Origin of the sequence: Enteroscipio rubneri, assembly GCF_002899715.1 — a bacterium.
In the GTDB taxonomy this organism is placed as follows: Bacteria; Actinomycetota; Coriobacteriia; order Coriobacteriales; family Eggerthellaceae; genus Enteroscipio; species Enteroscipio rubneri.
Window position 1 is genome coordinate 116,475 of the sequence record NZ_PPEK01000007.1, and the last position, 15,359, is coordinate 131,833.

Sequence of the window (15,359 nt, forward strand, 5' to 3'; positions counted from 1 at the left end):
TGCGGTACTATACAGTGCATATTTTCGACTGGAGATTGCGGTTTTCTGCATACCCCATACGAAAAGACGTGAGCTGAACCGCATGTGCCAGTTCTCGGAGCAGAGAGTATCGAGCATGAGGAAACGTCAACAACGGCACGACGTCATTCGCGATATCATTCGCGAACACAACGTTAAGACGCAGCGGGATCTTGCGAACCAGCTGCAAGCCGCTGGATACGAGTGCACTCAGGCAACGATTTCTCGCGACATCATGGACATGGGACTGGTGAAATCCCGTGAAGGATACTATATCCTTCCCGAGGAGCTGCGATTGCAGCGCATGGTTTCCGAATTGGTTGAAGAGGTACACGTGGCAGGCAATCTCATCGTGGTCAAGACGTTCTCCGGCGGAGCAGCCGGCGTCTCCGCTGCGCTCGATAAAGCGAGCTTGCGCGGCGCGCTCGGCACCGTCGCCGGCGACAACACGATCATGATCGCTGCCGAAAGCCCTGAGGCCGCTCTTGACGTCGAGCGCGCCATCGACCGACTGCGACGACGTTAGTCGTCTACTTTTCTTGCGAGGGACGCTTTTCTCCCTCCCTTCCCCCAACGCTGCCCAGCAGCATGAAGTCGTGAGGGCCGCCCGGCGCTCACGCCACCGCGAAAAGCCGCGATGCACACGGGTCCCCGTGTATCCGCATGCCGGAATTGGCAGGGCGGAGCTAAGGCCCACCCGTACCTGCATCGGAGATCCGGGCACGAACCAGCTAAAACAAAAAGAAATAGAGCGTAGGAAAGGGATTCACCATGGCTGATCAGAAGGATAAGGCGGTACTGGCATACTCGGGCGGCCTCGACACGTCGTGCTGCATCAAGTGGCTCCAGGAGAACAAGGGCGTCGACGTCATCGCCGTCGTGGGCGACGTGGGGCAGGAGCACGAGGGCCTCGAGAAAATCAAGCAGAAGGCGCTCAAATCCGGCGCGCTCGACTGCCTCGTCGTGGACATGAGGGAGACGTTCGCCAAGGAGTACCTAGCCAAGGCGCTCGCCGCCAACGCCATGTACGAGAACAAGTACCCACTCGTGTCCGCCCTGTCGCGGCCGCTCATCTCCAAGCACCTCGTGGACGCCGCCCACAAGTTCGGCGCGAAGTACATCGCGCACGGCTGCACGGGCAAGGGCAACGACCAGGTGCGCTTCGAGTCCAGCATCACGATGCTGGACCCCGACATCGAGATCCTCGCCCCGGTGCGCGAGTGGGAGCTCAAGACCAGGCCCGAGGAGATGGAATGGGCGCAGGCCCACGGCATCGAAGTGCCCACCACCAAGAAGTCGCCGTACTCCATCGACGACAACCTGTGGGGCCGGGCCATCGAATGCGGTGTGCTGGAGGACCCGTGGACCGAGCCGCCGGCGGACATCTACACCATGACGAGCGATCCGATGCAGGCGCCCGACCAGCCCGAATACGTTGAACTCACGTTCGCGCGCGGCCTGCCCTATATGATCAACGGCGACCAGAAGAGCTTCCTCGGGATCATCTACGCGCTGAACGAGATCGCCGGCAAGCACGGCTTTGGCCGCATTGACATGATCGAGAACCGGCTCGTGGGCGTGAAGAGCCGCGAGTGCTACGAGGTGCCGGCGGGCCTCGCGCTCATCCAGGCGCACAAGGCGCTCGAGGACCTCGTGCTCGAGCGCGAGGTGCTGCACTACAAGCTGGGCATGGAGCAGGCCTGGGCCACCGCCGTTTATAACGGCCAATGGTTCTCGCCGCTCAAGGAGGCTATCGACGCGTTCATGGCCTCCACGCAACGCTGCCTCTCCGGCACGGTGAAGCTGAAGTTCTACAAGGGCTCCTGCACGGTTGTCGGCCGGAAGAGCGCCTACTCGCTCTACGACTACGCGCTGGCCACGTACGACAAGGACGATGCGTTCGACCACACGGCCGCCAAGGGCTTCATCAAGCTGCAGACGCTCTCCGGCAAGACGTGGGCCTCGAACCGCCGGCAGGAGGGCGCCCCGGCTGAGCTCTTCGACGCCGAGAAGCAGCAGGGTCCCCTCAAGAAGGGCAAGTACGAGGACGTCACCCCGCTCGGCCAGCACGTGGTGGCCGAGGCCGAAGCCGTCTTGGCGTAAGCGAAAGGAAATCCATGGCACTCTGGTCAGGCAGGTTCACGGAGAACGTGAGCGAGTTCACGCAGCGCTTCGGCGCCTCGCTGCCGGTTGACAAGGCGCTCTATGCGCAGGACATCGCCGGTTCGAAGGCGCACGCGGCCATGCTGGCGAAGGCGGGCGTTATCGCGCAGGCCGACGCCGACGCCATCGCGGGCGGGCTCGGACGCGTGCAGGAGCGCATCGAGGCGGGGGAGTTCGCCTTCGACATCAACGACGAGGACATCCATATGTCCGTGGAGCGTGCGCTCATAGCCGATGTCGGCGACGCGGGCGCGCGCCTGCACACGGGCCGCAGCCGCAACGACCAGGTGGCCACCGACACGCGCCTGTTCGCGAAGCAGCGCTGCAGCGACCTCATGGCGGCCAACGTCGCCCTGCGCCAGGCGCTCGTCAAGCAGGCCGAGGCGCATCCGGACGTCATCATGCCGGGCTACACCCACCTGCAGCATGCCCAGCCCGTGCTGTTCGCGCACCATATGCTCGCCTACGTGTGGATGCTCGCGCGCGACTTCGGGCGCCTGGCCGCCGCACGCCGTGCCGCCGACGCCAGCCCGCTGGGAGCGGCGGCCCTCGCCGGCACCACGTACCCGCTCGACCGCCAGATGACGGCGGAGTCGCTCGGCTTCTCGCGCGTGATCCCCAACTCGCTCGACGCCGTGTCCGACCGCGACTTCCTGCTCGATCTGTCCTACGCGTGCAGCGTGTCGTGCATGCACCTGTCGCGCCTGTGCGAGGAGATCGTGCTGTGGTCCACGGCCGAGTTCGACTTCATCGGGCTCTCCGACGCGTTCTCCACGGGCTCGTCCATCATGCCGCAGAAGAAGAACCCCGACTTCGCCGAGCTCATCCGCGGGAAGACCGGGCGCGTGGTGGGCGACCTCGTGGCGCTGCTCGTCACCATGAAGGCATTGCCGCTCGCGTACAACAAGGATCTGCAGGAGGACAAGGAGGGAGCCATCGACGCCGCCAAGACGCTCGAGGACTGCCTCGTGTGCGCCGCCGGCATGATCGAGACGATGGCCGTGAAGCCCGAGAGCATGCGCGCCCAGGCGAAGAAGGGCTACCTGGCCGCCACCGACGTGGCCGACTACCTGGCGAAGAAGGGCATGCCGTTCCGCCGCGCCCACGAGGTGGTGGGCCACCTCGTGCTGTTGTGCGAGCAGCGCGGCTGCGACCTGGACGACCTCGCGCTCGCGGACTTCCAGGCCGAAAGCGACCTCTTCGAGGCCGACATCACCTCGGCGCTCGACCTCGACGCCATCGTGGCCGCCCGCACCACCGAGGGCGGCACGGGCTATGCGGCCGTAGCCGAGCAGCTCGCGCTGGCGAAACAAGTGCTCGCCGACGACGAGGCCGCCGTCTAACGGATCGCGCCGCACCACGGAAGAAGAAGCAAGGCAGGGTGCTCTGCGTTTCTCGAGCGCGGAATCGTGCCCAGCTTCCGCTTTCGCCGGGAACCGGACAGAGGCGCGCACCGTGTTTCACGGGTTTCAAAATGCGGCAGTCGAACGGAGGATCCGAGCTGCGCGACATGATCATGACCGAGGGGGCCGGGCGGTCCCCTCGGTCGTTTCAGCTCCAAATTGAGGCTTCCACCGGGCATTTCTTCTTATGACCATTTTCCAACAAACTTGTGTGGTTTCCAGAGGCCACAACCCTCGATGTTACAATGAGCGAAGTTTTTTTGGAGGTGCCACGTGGCTTCACGTTCTATGAAAAATAGGCCGGGGATTAAAAAGAAGCATCCCTCTATCGGTCTTCTCGCCGTTTTGGCTGTGTTCGCCGCCGTCGTGATCGCCGGCGGCGTCGGCGTGTACGCCCTCGGCTCGACTTGGCTCGAGGATTTGCCTGACTACACCGACGCAGACGCATTCAATACGGCGCAACCGACCGAGGTATACGCGAGCGATGGGACCACGCTGCTCGCGAAGTTCCAGCTTGAGAACCGGGATCCGGTTGAGCTCGATCAAATCAGCCAGTATGTGCTCCGCGGCACGGTGGCTACCGAGGATGAGCGCTTCTACGAGCACGGCGGGTTCGACATCACTGGAATAGGGCGCGCGCTTGTGAACAACATCACGGGAGGCGAGCTCGAAGGCGCCTCCACTATCACGCAGCAGTTCGTTCGCAACACCATCCTCTCGGAGGAGATGGACGACATCTCCATCAAGCGTAAAGTGCGCGAGATGTACCTTTCCGTCAAGCTTGAAGAGATGTATTCCAAGGACCAGATTCTGCTCATGTACCTCAATACCATCAACTATGGATCAGGTGCCTACGGTATCCAAGCCGCATCGCAGCGATATTTCTCGAAGAACGCGACTGATCTCACGCTTGCGGAAGCCGCCACGCTCGTCGGCATTCCGCAGTCACCGACGTACAATAACCCTATCGACAACCCCGAGAACAGTCTCAAGCGCCGTAATGTCGTTCTCGATCGCATGCTCTCGAACGGGTACATCACGCAAGAGGAACACGATGCCGCGTGCGCTGAGTCTATCGCACTCAATCCAACCACGCCTTCGACCGATGGCATCTTCCTGTATCCGTACTTCACAAGTTACGTGCGCGAGACGCTGACAGACGAAAACGGGAAGTACAAGTATTCGACTAACGAGGTGTTCAAGGGCGGTCTCAAGGTGATCACCACCATCGACCCGTCCACGCAGCAGGCGGCTGAGAACGCTGCCGATGCGAAGCTATCCTCGCTGCCCGATGAGGCTGAAGCCGCGATCGTGGCCATCGATCCGTCCACCGGCCATGTCAAGGCCATGGTGGGCGGTAAGGATTACAGTGCGAGCAAGGTCAACCTGGCGACGGGTTCCGGCACGAATGCGGCCGATCCTGGTCGCCCCTGCGGCTCGGCCTTCAAGACGTTCACGCTTATCGCAGCGCTCGAGGCAGGCATGGATCCGAACAAGACGACGGTCGACTGTTCGTCGCCCGCCGAAATCGAAGGATATGGACAGACCCTGCACAATTCCGGCAATAAGAGTTACGGCACGCGCAGCATCGCAAGCGCGTTTGCCGTGTCGTCGAACACCGGTTTCGTGCGACTCGAGATGTCGATGGGTACCAACAAAGTGTACGAAGTGGCGAAACGCATGGGCATCAGCTCCCCGCTTGCCGAAACAGATCCCACGCTCACACTCGGCACGTACAACGTCACGATGCTCGATATGGCGGATGCCTATGCCGACATCGCGAACGGCGGCATGCACTACGAAGCGGAGCCCATCTTGCAGGTGACGAACAGCAAAGGCGACGTGATCTTTGACAACTCCCATCCGGAAGGCAAGCGGGTGATCTCGGCTGAAGTCGCTCATGCGGCCACTGAAGTCATGAAGGGCGTCATCACCGGCGGTACCGGACGAGCGGCAGCGCTTCCCGACGGTCGTCCGGCCGCCGGTAAGACAGGCACGGGCAGCGATTACAAAGACATCACGTTCTGCGGTATCACGCCCCAGCTTTCCGTGGGCATCTGGTTGGGCGACCCGTCCAACAGCATCTCGCTCAACGGCACGTCGGCTGCGGATGTGTTCCGAAACTTCGTCGGTACGGCGCTTGATGGCGAGCCTCATGAGGAATTCCCGCAAGCAGGCAATCCTCCGTACGAAAGCTACAAGGATGCCACCTACCATATCGGCGGCGCATGGGCTGACGAGAGCGACCAGGACCAAACCGATGAGCCGCAGGAAGATCCGACGACTCCCAGTGATCCTGGCGCCGTCGCGCCTGGAACGACGGAGCCTGCCCCTAGTCCAAATCCGACACCCGATCCTGAGCCTAAGCCGGATCCGGATCCCGAGCCCAAGCCCGATCCCGATCCCGATCCGAATCCGCCCGATGGCGGCGGCGGTTCCGGCGGCGGAGGCGATTCGGGCAATGGCGGCGGAACGACGCCCGCGCCAGCTGTGGCCTCGTTCTCGAATCGTGGATTCTCGCCGTTTGGCATATGGATACGCGAGCCGTATTGGTCGTAGGAAACCGCTGCTCTCAGCGGCATAGGCTAAGCTGGCGAGGTTTCTCGCTACCCGGATGAACACGAATTCTCGAACAAGGAGCAGATACGCTATGAAACGAATGAACTTCGTCAAGGTGCTCGCCGTTGCGCTTGCAAGCGTTTTGATGATCGCAGCTCTTGCCGGCTGTCAGCAGCGAGGATCGGCTGTCGATCAGGACCAGCTGGACAGACGACAGTACATGTCGCAAGTAAACCAGGCGATGGACGAGCTTCAAACAAGGCTCGAAAGCTTCTCGGATGCCGTGTCGCGTGATGACGTGGTGGGCATGCGCACTCAGGCTGACAACGCTTTCAAAGCGCTCGACGAACTTAACGGCATTGAAGTTCCCGACGCTCTGAAGGATATCCAGACGGATTACGTCGACGGAACGAACAGCTTGAAGGATGCGCTCAACGGCTACATCGATCTGTACACGGAGATCGAAAGCGCCACCGATGAGCAGCCCTTCGATTGGTCGACGTACGATCAGCGTATCGCCGATATCCAGGCGAAATACGACGCGGGCATCGACAAGCTCAAGAAGGGTGACGAAACCGCCGCTTCTAAGGAATAAGCGCTCGGAACAACCGGGGCGCGTTTCGCATGCGTCCCGGTTGTTCAAGGTCATTGAGAAGGCCGAGCCCATAGCGGGCTCGGCCTTTTTCTTATCGCTGCTCTATGAGCGATGGTGCTCGACGGTGGGAGAACGTTTTGCGGATACGCCTCGCCTGCCTAGGTTCCTCCCGTGCCGTTTTCAGCGGGAGGATCGGGTTCGGTCGGGGGAGGCGTATCTGGATCGGGCTGCGCGGGTTCGGTCGGAGGTTGCGGCCCCTTTGACACGACGAGGACAATCGTGTCGTCCTGCACAGACTGGCCGATCACGCTGCCCGCTGCTGCGGTATCGGAATACTCTTCAACAACGCTCACCGTGTAGTCGCTCAAAGCCGACTGCGCATCCGAGAGCGTCATGCCAACCACACTCGGCGCATCCGCAGGATCAGGGTCTCCGAGGGTGATCTGCTGCTTCTTATTGAAATCGTTGTTGTAATCGGGGTCTTCGGCGGCAGGGAAATCGACCAGGGGCTGATCCTCCAGCGCTGCACTCATGAAGTCGTGCCACAGCCGGTTGCAGGTGATGTTCGACGTGCCCTCAATATTGCCGGCAGGGTTGCCGATCCATGTGGCGCAAGACAGCGTGGGGGAATAGCCGACCAGCCAGTGGTCGATGTAATTCTCAGACGTGCCCGTCTTCCCGGCTACCGTTTGTCCGTTCGAAGGACTCGCACCGCGGGCGGTGCCCTCAGTAAAAACGGTCTTGAGCACGTTCGTCGTCGCTCCTGCAACTTCTTCGCTCAGCACGCGCTTGCTCGTGTCCGCTGCTTCGTAGATGATGTTTCCGTTCTTGTCCTCGATCTTGGTGACCACGACGGCATCCCGTTTCACGCCGCCGGTTGCGAACGTGCTGTAGGCTTGCGCCATTTCAAGCGGAGTTACCGCAGTGCTGCCCAGCGTGACCACTTCAACGGGGCTCAGCTTCTCGCCCGGGATACCCAGGCGCTCGGCCATGTCTGTCACCGAGGTCGGATGGATTTCCTGGGAAAGGCGTACAAAGCCCGTGTTCGACGATACGGCTGTCGCGCTTTGGATGGAGCGAATCCCATAATCGGTGCCACCGAAGTTCTCGACGCGATGACCTCCTGAAAGCTCCAGAGGAGAGGTGCAGTCGATGGGCGTGTCGGGGTCGATGCCTTGCTCGATCGCTGCAGCGAGCGTGAACGCCTTGAAGGTCGATCCTGCCATACGGCCCGATCCGCCCGTGCCTGTTGCGAGGTTGACCTGGCTTGCGCTGTAGTCCTTGCCGCCCACCATCGCCTTCACCTGGCCGGTTTCGGTGTCGACGGCCACAAGGGAGCAGTCCAGATCCGACGACATGCGGTCGAGTTGGTCGGCGCATGCGTCTTCGGCCATCTGTTGGAGCTCGGGATCGAGGGACGTGTAGATGGTCAGCCCACCTTCGAACAGGTCTGCATAGGACACGTCGTAAGGGTTGTCGTCGGCAAACAGCTGCGCGCGCACGTAACTGGTGAAGTAGGGGAAGGCGTAGATGCCATCGCTCGGAGCCTCTGGCGCGGGGTCGAGGGCCAGCTCTTCGGCCTGCGCTGCGTCGTGCTCCTCCTGTGAAATATGACCTGCAGCGAGCAGGCGATCGAGCACGGTGTTGCGGCGCTCGAGGCATGCTTCCGGATATGCCTTCGGATTGAGATAGGTCGGCGACTGGGGGATGCCCACGAGCGTGGCGGCCTGGACGAGGGTGAGTTCAGCGGCGGATACTTGGAAGTAGTTTTGAGCTGCGGCCTCGATGCCGTAGCACCCGTCGCCGTAGTTGATGGTGTTCAGATACATGAGCAGGATGTCGTCTTTGGAATACTGCTTCTCCATCTCGGTTGCCAGCTCGGCCTCGCGTATCTTGCGCTCGATCGATATCTCGTTGGCTTCCTGCGTCAGGATAGTGTTGCGAACGAGCTGCTGTGTGATGGTTGAGGCGCCTTCCAGCTGGCCTCCCGTGATGTTGTTGATGACGGCGCGCGCGATGCCTGCGATATCGACGCCATTGTGCTCGTAGAAGCGCACGTCCTCGGTGTCGACGGTGCCTTGGAGCACAAACGGGCTAATCTGATCGATCGTGACGGGATCGCGCTTCTCAAGCTGGAATTCAGCGAGTCGAGTCGAGCCGTCGCTCGCGTACATGACCGATTCCTCGGCTGAGTTTGTGAAGTCGGTATCGGCGATGCTCGGCAGATCGTCCGTCCAGCCCTCCATGACGTGTAGGACGCCCTGCACTCCCCAGTAACCGACGAAGCAGAGCGCCGCTGTTGCAACAAGGATGCCCCACTTCACTGCATGGGTGCGCTTTTCGCGCTGTTTTCGACGTATTTTCATCGTTCGATTATACTACCATACCGCCGACACCAAACTGTTACGTGCCGGCGTGCACACGCAATTCCCGAAAAGACGGGTTGCAGAATTCCGATGCGGCCAGATCGCCGCCCATAGAACACCGAAGCGAGGATAACCATGCACGATATCGAACTGCTCGCGCCAGCCGGTAGCGCCGCGGCGCTGCACGCTGCCGTCCGCGGCGGAGCCGATGCGGTGTACCTCGGCCTCGACTCGTTCAATGCGCGTCGTGGCGCCGACAACTTCACGCTCGATTCGCTTGGCGATGCCTGCCGGTATGCGCACATGCGCGGCGTACGGGTATACGTGACGCTCAACACCATGGTGCTTCCCTCGGAGGCGCCGCGTGCGCTGGAAACCGCCCGTCAGGCCTACCGTGCCGGAGCCGATGCGCTCATCGTTCAGGACATCGGTGTCGCCCTCGAGCTCATGCGCACGCTGCCCGAGGCACGCGTGCACGCATCGACGCAGATGAACTCCCATAATGCGGCCGGTATCGAAGCTGCAGCGAAGCTCGGCGTCGAGCGGGTGACGCTCGCGCGCGAGCTGTCGATTGCCGAGATCGCGCATCTTTCCGACGTTGCGCATAGACTCGGCCTCGAAACGGAGGTCTTCGTCCACGGTGCGCTGTGCGTGTGCTATTCCGGACAGTGCTTCATGTCTTCGCTTATCGGCGGTCGTTCTGCGAATCGTGGTTTATGCGCCCAGGCCTGTCGCCTGCCTTACGAACTGCGCAATGTGGCGCGCCGAACGAATCTGCCGGCGCCCGGAGATCACCTGCTCTCGCCGCGGGATCTGTGCGCGATCGATCTGCTGCCCGAGCTCGTCGAGGCGGGTGCAGCATCGTTCAAGATCGAGGGGCGCATGAAGTCGCCTGACTACGTGCTGGCTGTCACCAGCGCCTATAGGGCTGTGCTCGATCGCGTGCTCGAAGCGCGCGCGGCGGGGACGTCGGCGGTTGCCACCGACAAGGAACACCAAGCGCTCGCCGAGGCCTTTTCGCGCGGTTTCACGACAGCGTATCTTGAAGGCGAACGCGGAAACGCCATGATGAGCTACGGCCGCCCGAACAATCGCGGCGTGTTCGTGGGCCGCGTCGCCTGGGTGAAGGACGGCGCGGCGTCGATAACTGCCGAACGTACGCTTGAGAAGGGCGATGTCCTGGAGTTCTGGACGAACAAAGGTCGGTTCGCCTACACACTCGATGACGTGCAGTGCGACGAAGGCGGCTCGGTGCGCGTGGCTCCCGGTCGGCCGGTTGGAAAGGGCGATCGGGTGTTTCGCGTCCGCAGCGCCGCCGCCCGCTTCGCGGACGATCCTCTGCTGCCGCGTATCCCGATCGTCGGCCATGCGAAGCTGCGGTTGGGCGAGCCGCTCGAAGTGGAATTCAAGCTCGCGCCGACGGCCCGCCGTCCCGTCGGCCTGCCTGCTACGCAGAGCCTGTGCGGCATTGCTGCAGGAGACGTCGTGGAAAAGGCGCGTACCAAGCCGGTGAGCGCCGATGACGTGCGTGCCCATGTCGATCGGCTTGGCAGCACGCCGTTCTCGCTGAAGGCGTTCGATGTCGAGCTAGACGAAGGCGCAGGCGTGGGATTCTCCCAGATTCACCGTGTCCGCACCGAAGCGCTTGCGGAGTTGGAACGACAGCTGCTCTCGGGATGCGGCGACCGTCGCCTTCCGCGTGTGGGCGAGCGGGCTCCGCTTCCTCCCGTCCGCGAACGTGGATGTCGCATCGTCGCCTGGGCCGCGAATCCCGCCTGCGCCCGCGCGGCGAAGCGCGCCGGAGCCGATGCCGTGTACGTGCCGGCCCTCAATTACAAGCGCGGAGAAGCCGTCGTCGCCGGGCAGCGCAGCGCTGCGGCCGAACAGGCCGGCTATCCGAAGCAGACGGTCGTAGCCATGTCGGCAGTCGATCACGATCCTGTTCCCGGGACGCGGGAGCATGCCCTCGGATTCGATCCGTGGAGCTACGTGAAACCCGGCAAGCCCGTGTTCGTCGACAGCCTCGGCGCCCTCGTGCGGGCTGTCGAACTTGGTGCCGAGGCCGAGGCAGGCCCCCATATACCCATTGCGAACAGGTTCTCTCTCGCTGCGGCCGCAGAACTCGGGGCTGTGCGGGTGTGGCTATCTCCCGAGCTGACGCTTGGCCAGATCGCCGAGCTTGCGCAAGACGCTCCCATGGAGCTCGGCCTGACGATCGTGGGCCGTCAAGAACTTATGGTCACCGAACATTGCCTGCTCATGAGCCAGGGTCCCTGCGATGAACGCTGCGATCTGTGCCCTCGGCGCAAGAGTCCGCACTATCTGCGCGACCAGAAGGGTTATGAGTTTCCCGTTGTCACCGATGCGCTGGGCCGCAGCCGTTTATATAACGGGGTTGGCCTCGATGTCGTCCATACACTGCCCGATCTTGTGCGTGCCGGTGTGTCTATGCTCATGATCGATACGACGCTCATGAACGTCGAAGAGGCGGCGCAGGCGGTTGGTCGCGTCGTGCGCGCTCGCAGCCTTGCAAATGCGGGCGGCAACGCGCTTCCCAAGGAGTCCGGTGCGACGAGCGGTCACCTCTTTCGCGGGGTTCAGTAGCGCAGCTGCTCTCGGGTACCGGCTTCGGCCTATATGGTAGAATCACGAACTACTATATATAGTAAGGAAAGAGGGATCGATGTTACCCGTTGAAGAACAGCTGCATACCATCGCCTCGGGCGCTGCCCGCATCGTGCCGGAGAGCGCGCTTGCCGAGAAACTCAAGCGAGGCACGCCGCTCAACATCAAGCTCGGCGTGGATCCCACGGCCCCCGACATCCATCTTGGCCACGCTGTCCCGTTGCGCAAGCTCCGCCAGTTTCAGGATCTCGGCCACGGCGTCACGCTTATTATCGGCGATGGTACCGCCCTTATCGGCGATCCGTCCGGGCGCAACACGACGCGTCCGCAGCTTACGAGCGAGCAGATCAAGGTGAACGCGCAGACGTACGTGGACCAGGCGTTCAAAATCCTCAATCCCGAGAAGACCGCGCTGCGCTACAACTCCGAATGGCTGCTGTCGCTCGACTTGGAGGGCCTGCTGAAGCTTGCGAGCAATTTCACGGTAGCGCGCATCCTTGAGCGCGACGACTTCCACAACCGCTATACCTCGAATCTTCCCATCAGCCTGCACGAGTTTCTTTATCCGGTCATGCAGGCCTACGACTCCGTTGTCATCAAAGCTGATGTCGAGCTCGGCGGCACTGACCAGCTTTTCAACCTGCTCGCTGGGCGCGAGCTCATGGAGAAAATGGGCCTGGAGCCTCAGGTGTGCCTGACGCTGCCGCTGCTCGAGGGCACCGACGGCGTGCAGAAGATGTCGAAGAGCTACGGTAACTATATCGGCCTCACCGACGAGCCGGCTGATATGTTCGGCAAAGTCATGTCCATCCCCGATGAGCTCATGGTGAAGTACCACCGTTTGGCATCCACGCTGCCCGTCGATGCGATCGACGAGATTGAGCGTGGTCTTGCATCCGATGAGCTGCATCCGAACAAAGTGAAGCGGGCGCTGGCTCGCAACATCGTGGCCGCCTACCATGATGAAGCTGCCGCGCATGCGGCCGAAGAGCAGTTCGATCGCGTGTTCAAACAGCATGCGATGCCCGATGATATCCCGGAGTTCAAGGCGGATCTTACACCAAACGACGACGGCACGATCTACGTAGCCAAGCTGTTGGCGGATGCGGGGCTTGCGGCGAGCGCTGGGGAGGCGCGCCGCCTCATCGATGGCGGCGGCGTGAAGGTAAACGGCGAGCCGCTTCCGGCGAAATCCTACAATGTCGATCCGTCCATGCTTGCAGGCGCCGTCATCCAGGTGGGGAAGCGCAAGTTCGCCCGCTTGGCGTAGCGGCCAATCCAGCAGATTGCTGGTTTTCGTCGCGTCGCGCGCAGGTATTATCGGGTTTTTCGCTTGCGGGTGAACAATTTCGAAAACGATGCAAGGATTCGCGCGTCTCGATCGTGTTAGTGGTGAAGACCGAATCGTGCCGAATCAGGAGGACAGAGCTATGAAGAAGAAAATGATCGCATGCGCGGCACTCGTCGTGCTCGCGGTCTTGGCCGTTCCGAACATCGCATTCGCTACGGCAGGATCCGCTGTGCTCGGGCAAACGACACCGGCGATGCAGGAGCGCCAAGGGTTTGTCTCGGCTTTCTCGCAGGTTATAGCCCAGATCATTGATGAGCGACCGGGAGCAGCGTGCGCTGGCTACGTCGACGCGGATGGCGACGGCGTTTGCGACTCATGCGGTCTCGCGCCAACGGGCCGCCATCATCGCGACTTCGTCGACGCCGACGGCGACGGCGTTTGCGACAACTACGCTTCCGGCGCGTGTCCCGGCTGCGAGGGCTACGCTGACGCTGACGGCGACGGCGTTTGCGACAACTACGGATCGAATGCGCGCGGCGGATGCGGACGCGCCTCCGATGCGGACAACTACGGCTCCGGGTCGGGCTGCGGCCCTGCGCGCGGACATCACGGACGCGGCTGCTAGTTTCGGAGGCGAGAGCGGGGCGGTGAGGCCTCATGAGGACATAGAACGGGCCATGGAACGTCACGGATCCACCGTCTGGCGCGTCTGCGTCCTGTATTTCCGCGTATCGTCGGATGCGCAGGATGCATTTCAAGATACGATGATGAAATATGCGCTCGCCGACGAGGCTTCGTTCAGCGACGAAGAGCATCGCAAGGCATGGCTGATACGCGTCGCGGCCAACACATGCAAGGATCTGCTCAAAGCCGCCCATCGTTCGGATGCCCGTCTCGATGAAGACGATCTGGAAGGCTCATACATTTCGAATGATCAAGGCGCACAGCCGTCTTCATTCTCAAGCGATGTGGTGGATGCCATGCGCGCTTTGCCCGATCCTCCGCGCACGCCGCTGTATCTCTCCCTTTATGAAGGCTATACCGCTCCGGAAATCGCGCAGATGATCGATGCGCCGGTAAACACGATTTACTCATGGATTGCCCGTGGTAAGAAACAGCTGAAGGAGGCCCTGTCATGACCGACTTCGACCAGCTGGTAAAAAGCGCATTCGACGATGTGACGGTTCCCGACGAGGTGCTGCGGGGCACGCGCGAGCGCATCGAGGCCCTGCGGGCTACGACTGGCAATGCCCGCGCAGAGCATGCATCTGCGCCGGTCGCGCAGCGCGGGAGGCAGGGAGAAACATCCGCTGCTGCTCGTCGCCGTTCTGGCCGGCCCATTGGATCCCGCCGGCTTGTCGTCGCAATCGCCGCCTGCCTTGTTTTGGCGGCGGTGGGATTCGGCGCGGTGCGCCTGTACGACCAACCGGTCGCCTATGTGGGCATCGACGTGAATCCTTCCATCGAACTTGGCCTCAACCGCTTCGGCATTGTTGTGGAAACCACGGCGATCAACGATGACGGACGGGTTCTGCTCGAGAGCGTTGCGCTGGAGGGCCGCTCCTACGACGAGGCTTTGAATGCGCTTACGACAAGCGATGTCTTCGCGCCTTTCTCGCAAGAAGGCTCCTTCCTGGAAATCAGCGTCGTGTCGGGCGACGAGCGTTTGGCCGAACAAGTGCGCTCTCAAAGCGATGCGTGCCTAAGCGGTCTTGCGTGTCGTGGCAGCTGCCACGAAGTCGATGCGAAGACGCGCGACGAGGCGGTTCAGGCTGGCATGGGCGTCGGCCGCTATCGTGCATCTCTTGAACTCATGCAGCTCGATCCCGATATGACGCTTGAGGAGTGCGCCTCGTTGTCCATGCGCGAATTGCGCGATCTTATTGCGGAGTGTTCTGGCGAGCAGGTTGATGATGGGCCGCAGTCGCAGGGATACGGACGAGGACGGGAGCACGGCCAAGGCGGCCACAAGGGCGGCCGCTGCACGTCTGAAGAGTAACAGGCGGGCGCTTCCGAAGCTGTCGCGGGTTGGGTGCAGCCTCGCTCATGGCCCTCTCGAGACGAACGAAAAAATTTTAAGTTTTTCGAAATTACCCATTGCGTAACGGACACCTTACCGGTAATATACAATACCCGCGCTTGAGGAGAGCGTGGGCGCACCATCGCTGAGAGCTGTTCAGTCGGCGACTTGGAAAGCCGAAGACGAAAGCCTTCGAAAAACTTTTCAAGTTTTCGAAAAAAGTTCTTGACAGGTTGGTTGCGGGAAGGTAATGTATCTCCTTGCGCGTTCGGCTCCGGCTGACGCGGCGGGACCCTTCGGGGGACCGCGGGAACCTTGA

At 61.7% G+C, this 15,359-nt stretch carries 11 protein-coding genes; 10 read left to right on the top strand and 1 reads right to left on the bottom strand.

All coding sequences use genetic code 11. From position 1 onward, the window contains the following. Window positions 1–115 precede the first annotated feature (115 nt). From C2L71_RS07380 to C2L71_RS07400, 5 genes are all read left to right on the top strand, one after another. The gene (locus C2L71_RS07380; RefSeq protein WP_103265150.1) at window positions 116–544 is read left to right on the top strand and encodes an arginine repressor; all 429 of its coding nucleotides are present in this window, start codon (window positions 116–118) and stop codon (window positions 542–544) included. Between the two features lie 245 nt (window positions 545–789). After that, window positions 790–2,121, top strand: a complete 1,332-nt coding sequence (locus C2L71_RS07385; protein WP_103265129.1) for an argininosuccinate synthase — start codon at window positions 790–792, stop codon at window positions 2,119–2,121. A 14-nt stretch (window positions 2,122–2,135) separates the two neighbouring features. Next, window positions 2,136–3,524 carry an argininosuccinate lyase gene (gene argH / locus C2L71_RS07390; RefSeq protein ID WP_103265130.1) on the top strand — a complete coding sequence of 463 codons (1,389 nt, stop codon included), beginning with the start codon at window positions 2,136–2,138 and terminating at the stop codon, window positions 3,522–3,524. A gap of 333 nt (window positions 3,525–3,857) precedes the next feature. After that, on the top strand, window positions 3,858–6,143 hold the full coding sequence (locus tag C2L71_RS07395; protein ID WP_103265131.1) for a transglycosylase domain-containing protein: 2,286 nt from the start codon (window positions 3,858–3,860) through the stop codon (window positions 6,141–6,143). 91 nt (window positions 6,144–6,234) lie between these two features. Further along, on the top strand, window positions 6,235–6,738 hold the full coding sequence (locus tag C2L71_RS07400) for a hypothetical protein (RefSeq protein WP_103265132.1): 504 nt from the start codon (window positions 6,235–6,237) through the stop codon (window positions 6,736–6,738). A 158-nt stretch (window positions 6,739–6,896) separates the two neighbouring features. Here the strand turns inward: C2L71_RS07400 and C2L71_RS07405 are convergent, their stop codons facing one another. Continuing rightward, window positions 6,897–9,104 (bottom strand): transglycosylase domain-containing protein, encoded by a 2,208-nt coding sequence (locus C2L71_RS07405; protein WP_103265133.1) that lies wholly within the window; start codon window positions 9,102–9,104, stop codon window positions 6,897–6,899. Between the two features lie 135 nt (window positions 9,105–9,239). Between C2L71_RS07405 and C2L71_RS07410 the strand changes: the two genes are divergently transcribed. From C2L71_RS07410 to C2L71_RS07430, 5 genes are all read left to right on the top strand, one after another. Further along, a complete protein-coding gene (locus C2L71_RS07410; protein ID WP_103265134.1) occupies window positions 9,240–11,708 on the top strand; it encodes a U32 family peptidase in 2,469 nt (822 codons plus the stop codon). A gap of 79 nt (window positions 11,709–11,787) precedes the next feature. Continuing rightward, complete coding sequence (gene tyrS / locus C2L71_RS07415; RefSeq protein ID WP_103265135.1) at window positions 11,788–12,999, top strand: tyrosine--tRNA ligase; 1,212 nt, start codon at window positions 11,788–11,790, stop codon at window positions 12,997–12,999. Between the two features lie 160 nt (window positions 13,000–13,159). Beyond that, window positions 13,160–13,645 (top strand): hypothetical protein, encoded by a 486-nt coding sequence (locus C2L71_RS07420; protein WP_103265136.1) that lies wholly within the window; start codon window positions 13,160–13,162, stop codon window positions 13,643–13,645. A 52-nt stretch (window positions 13,646–13,697) separates the two neighbouring features. Next, the gene (locus C2L71_RS07425; protein WP_239926476.1) at window positions 13,698–14,159 is read left to right on the top strand and encodes an RNA polymerase sigma factor; all 462 of its coding nucleotides are present in this window, start codon (window positions 13,698–13,700) and stop codon (window positions 14,157–14,159) included. Next, window positions 14,156–15,019 (top strand): anti-sigma-I factor RsgI family protein, encoded by an 864-nt coding sequence (locus C2L71_RS07430; protein WP_103265138.1) that lies wholly within the window; start codon window positions 14,156–14,158, stop codon window positions 15,017–15,019. The genes C2L71_RS07425 and C2L71_RS07430 overlap by 4 nt, the downstream gene beginning before the upstream one ends. Window positions 15,020–15,359: the final 340 nt, after the last annotated feature.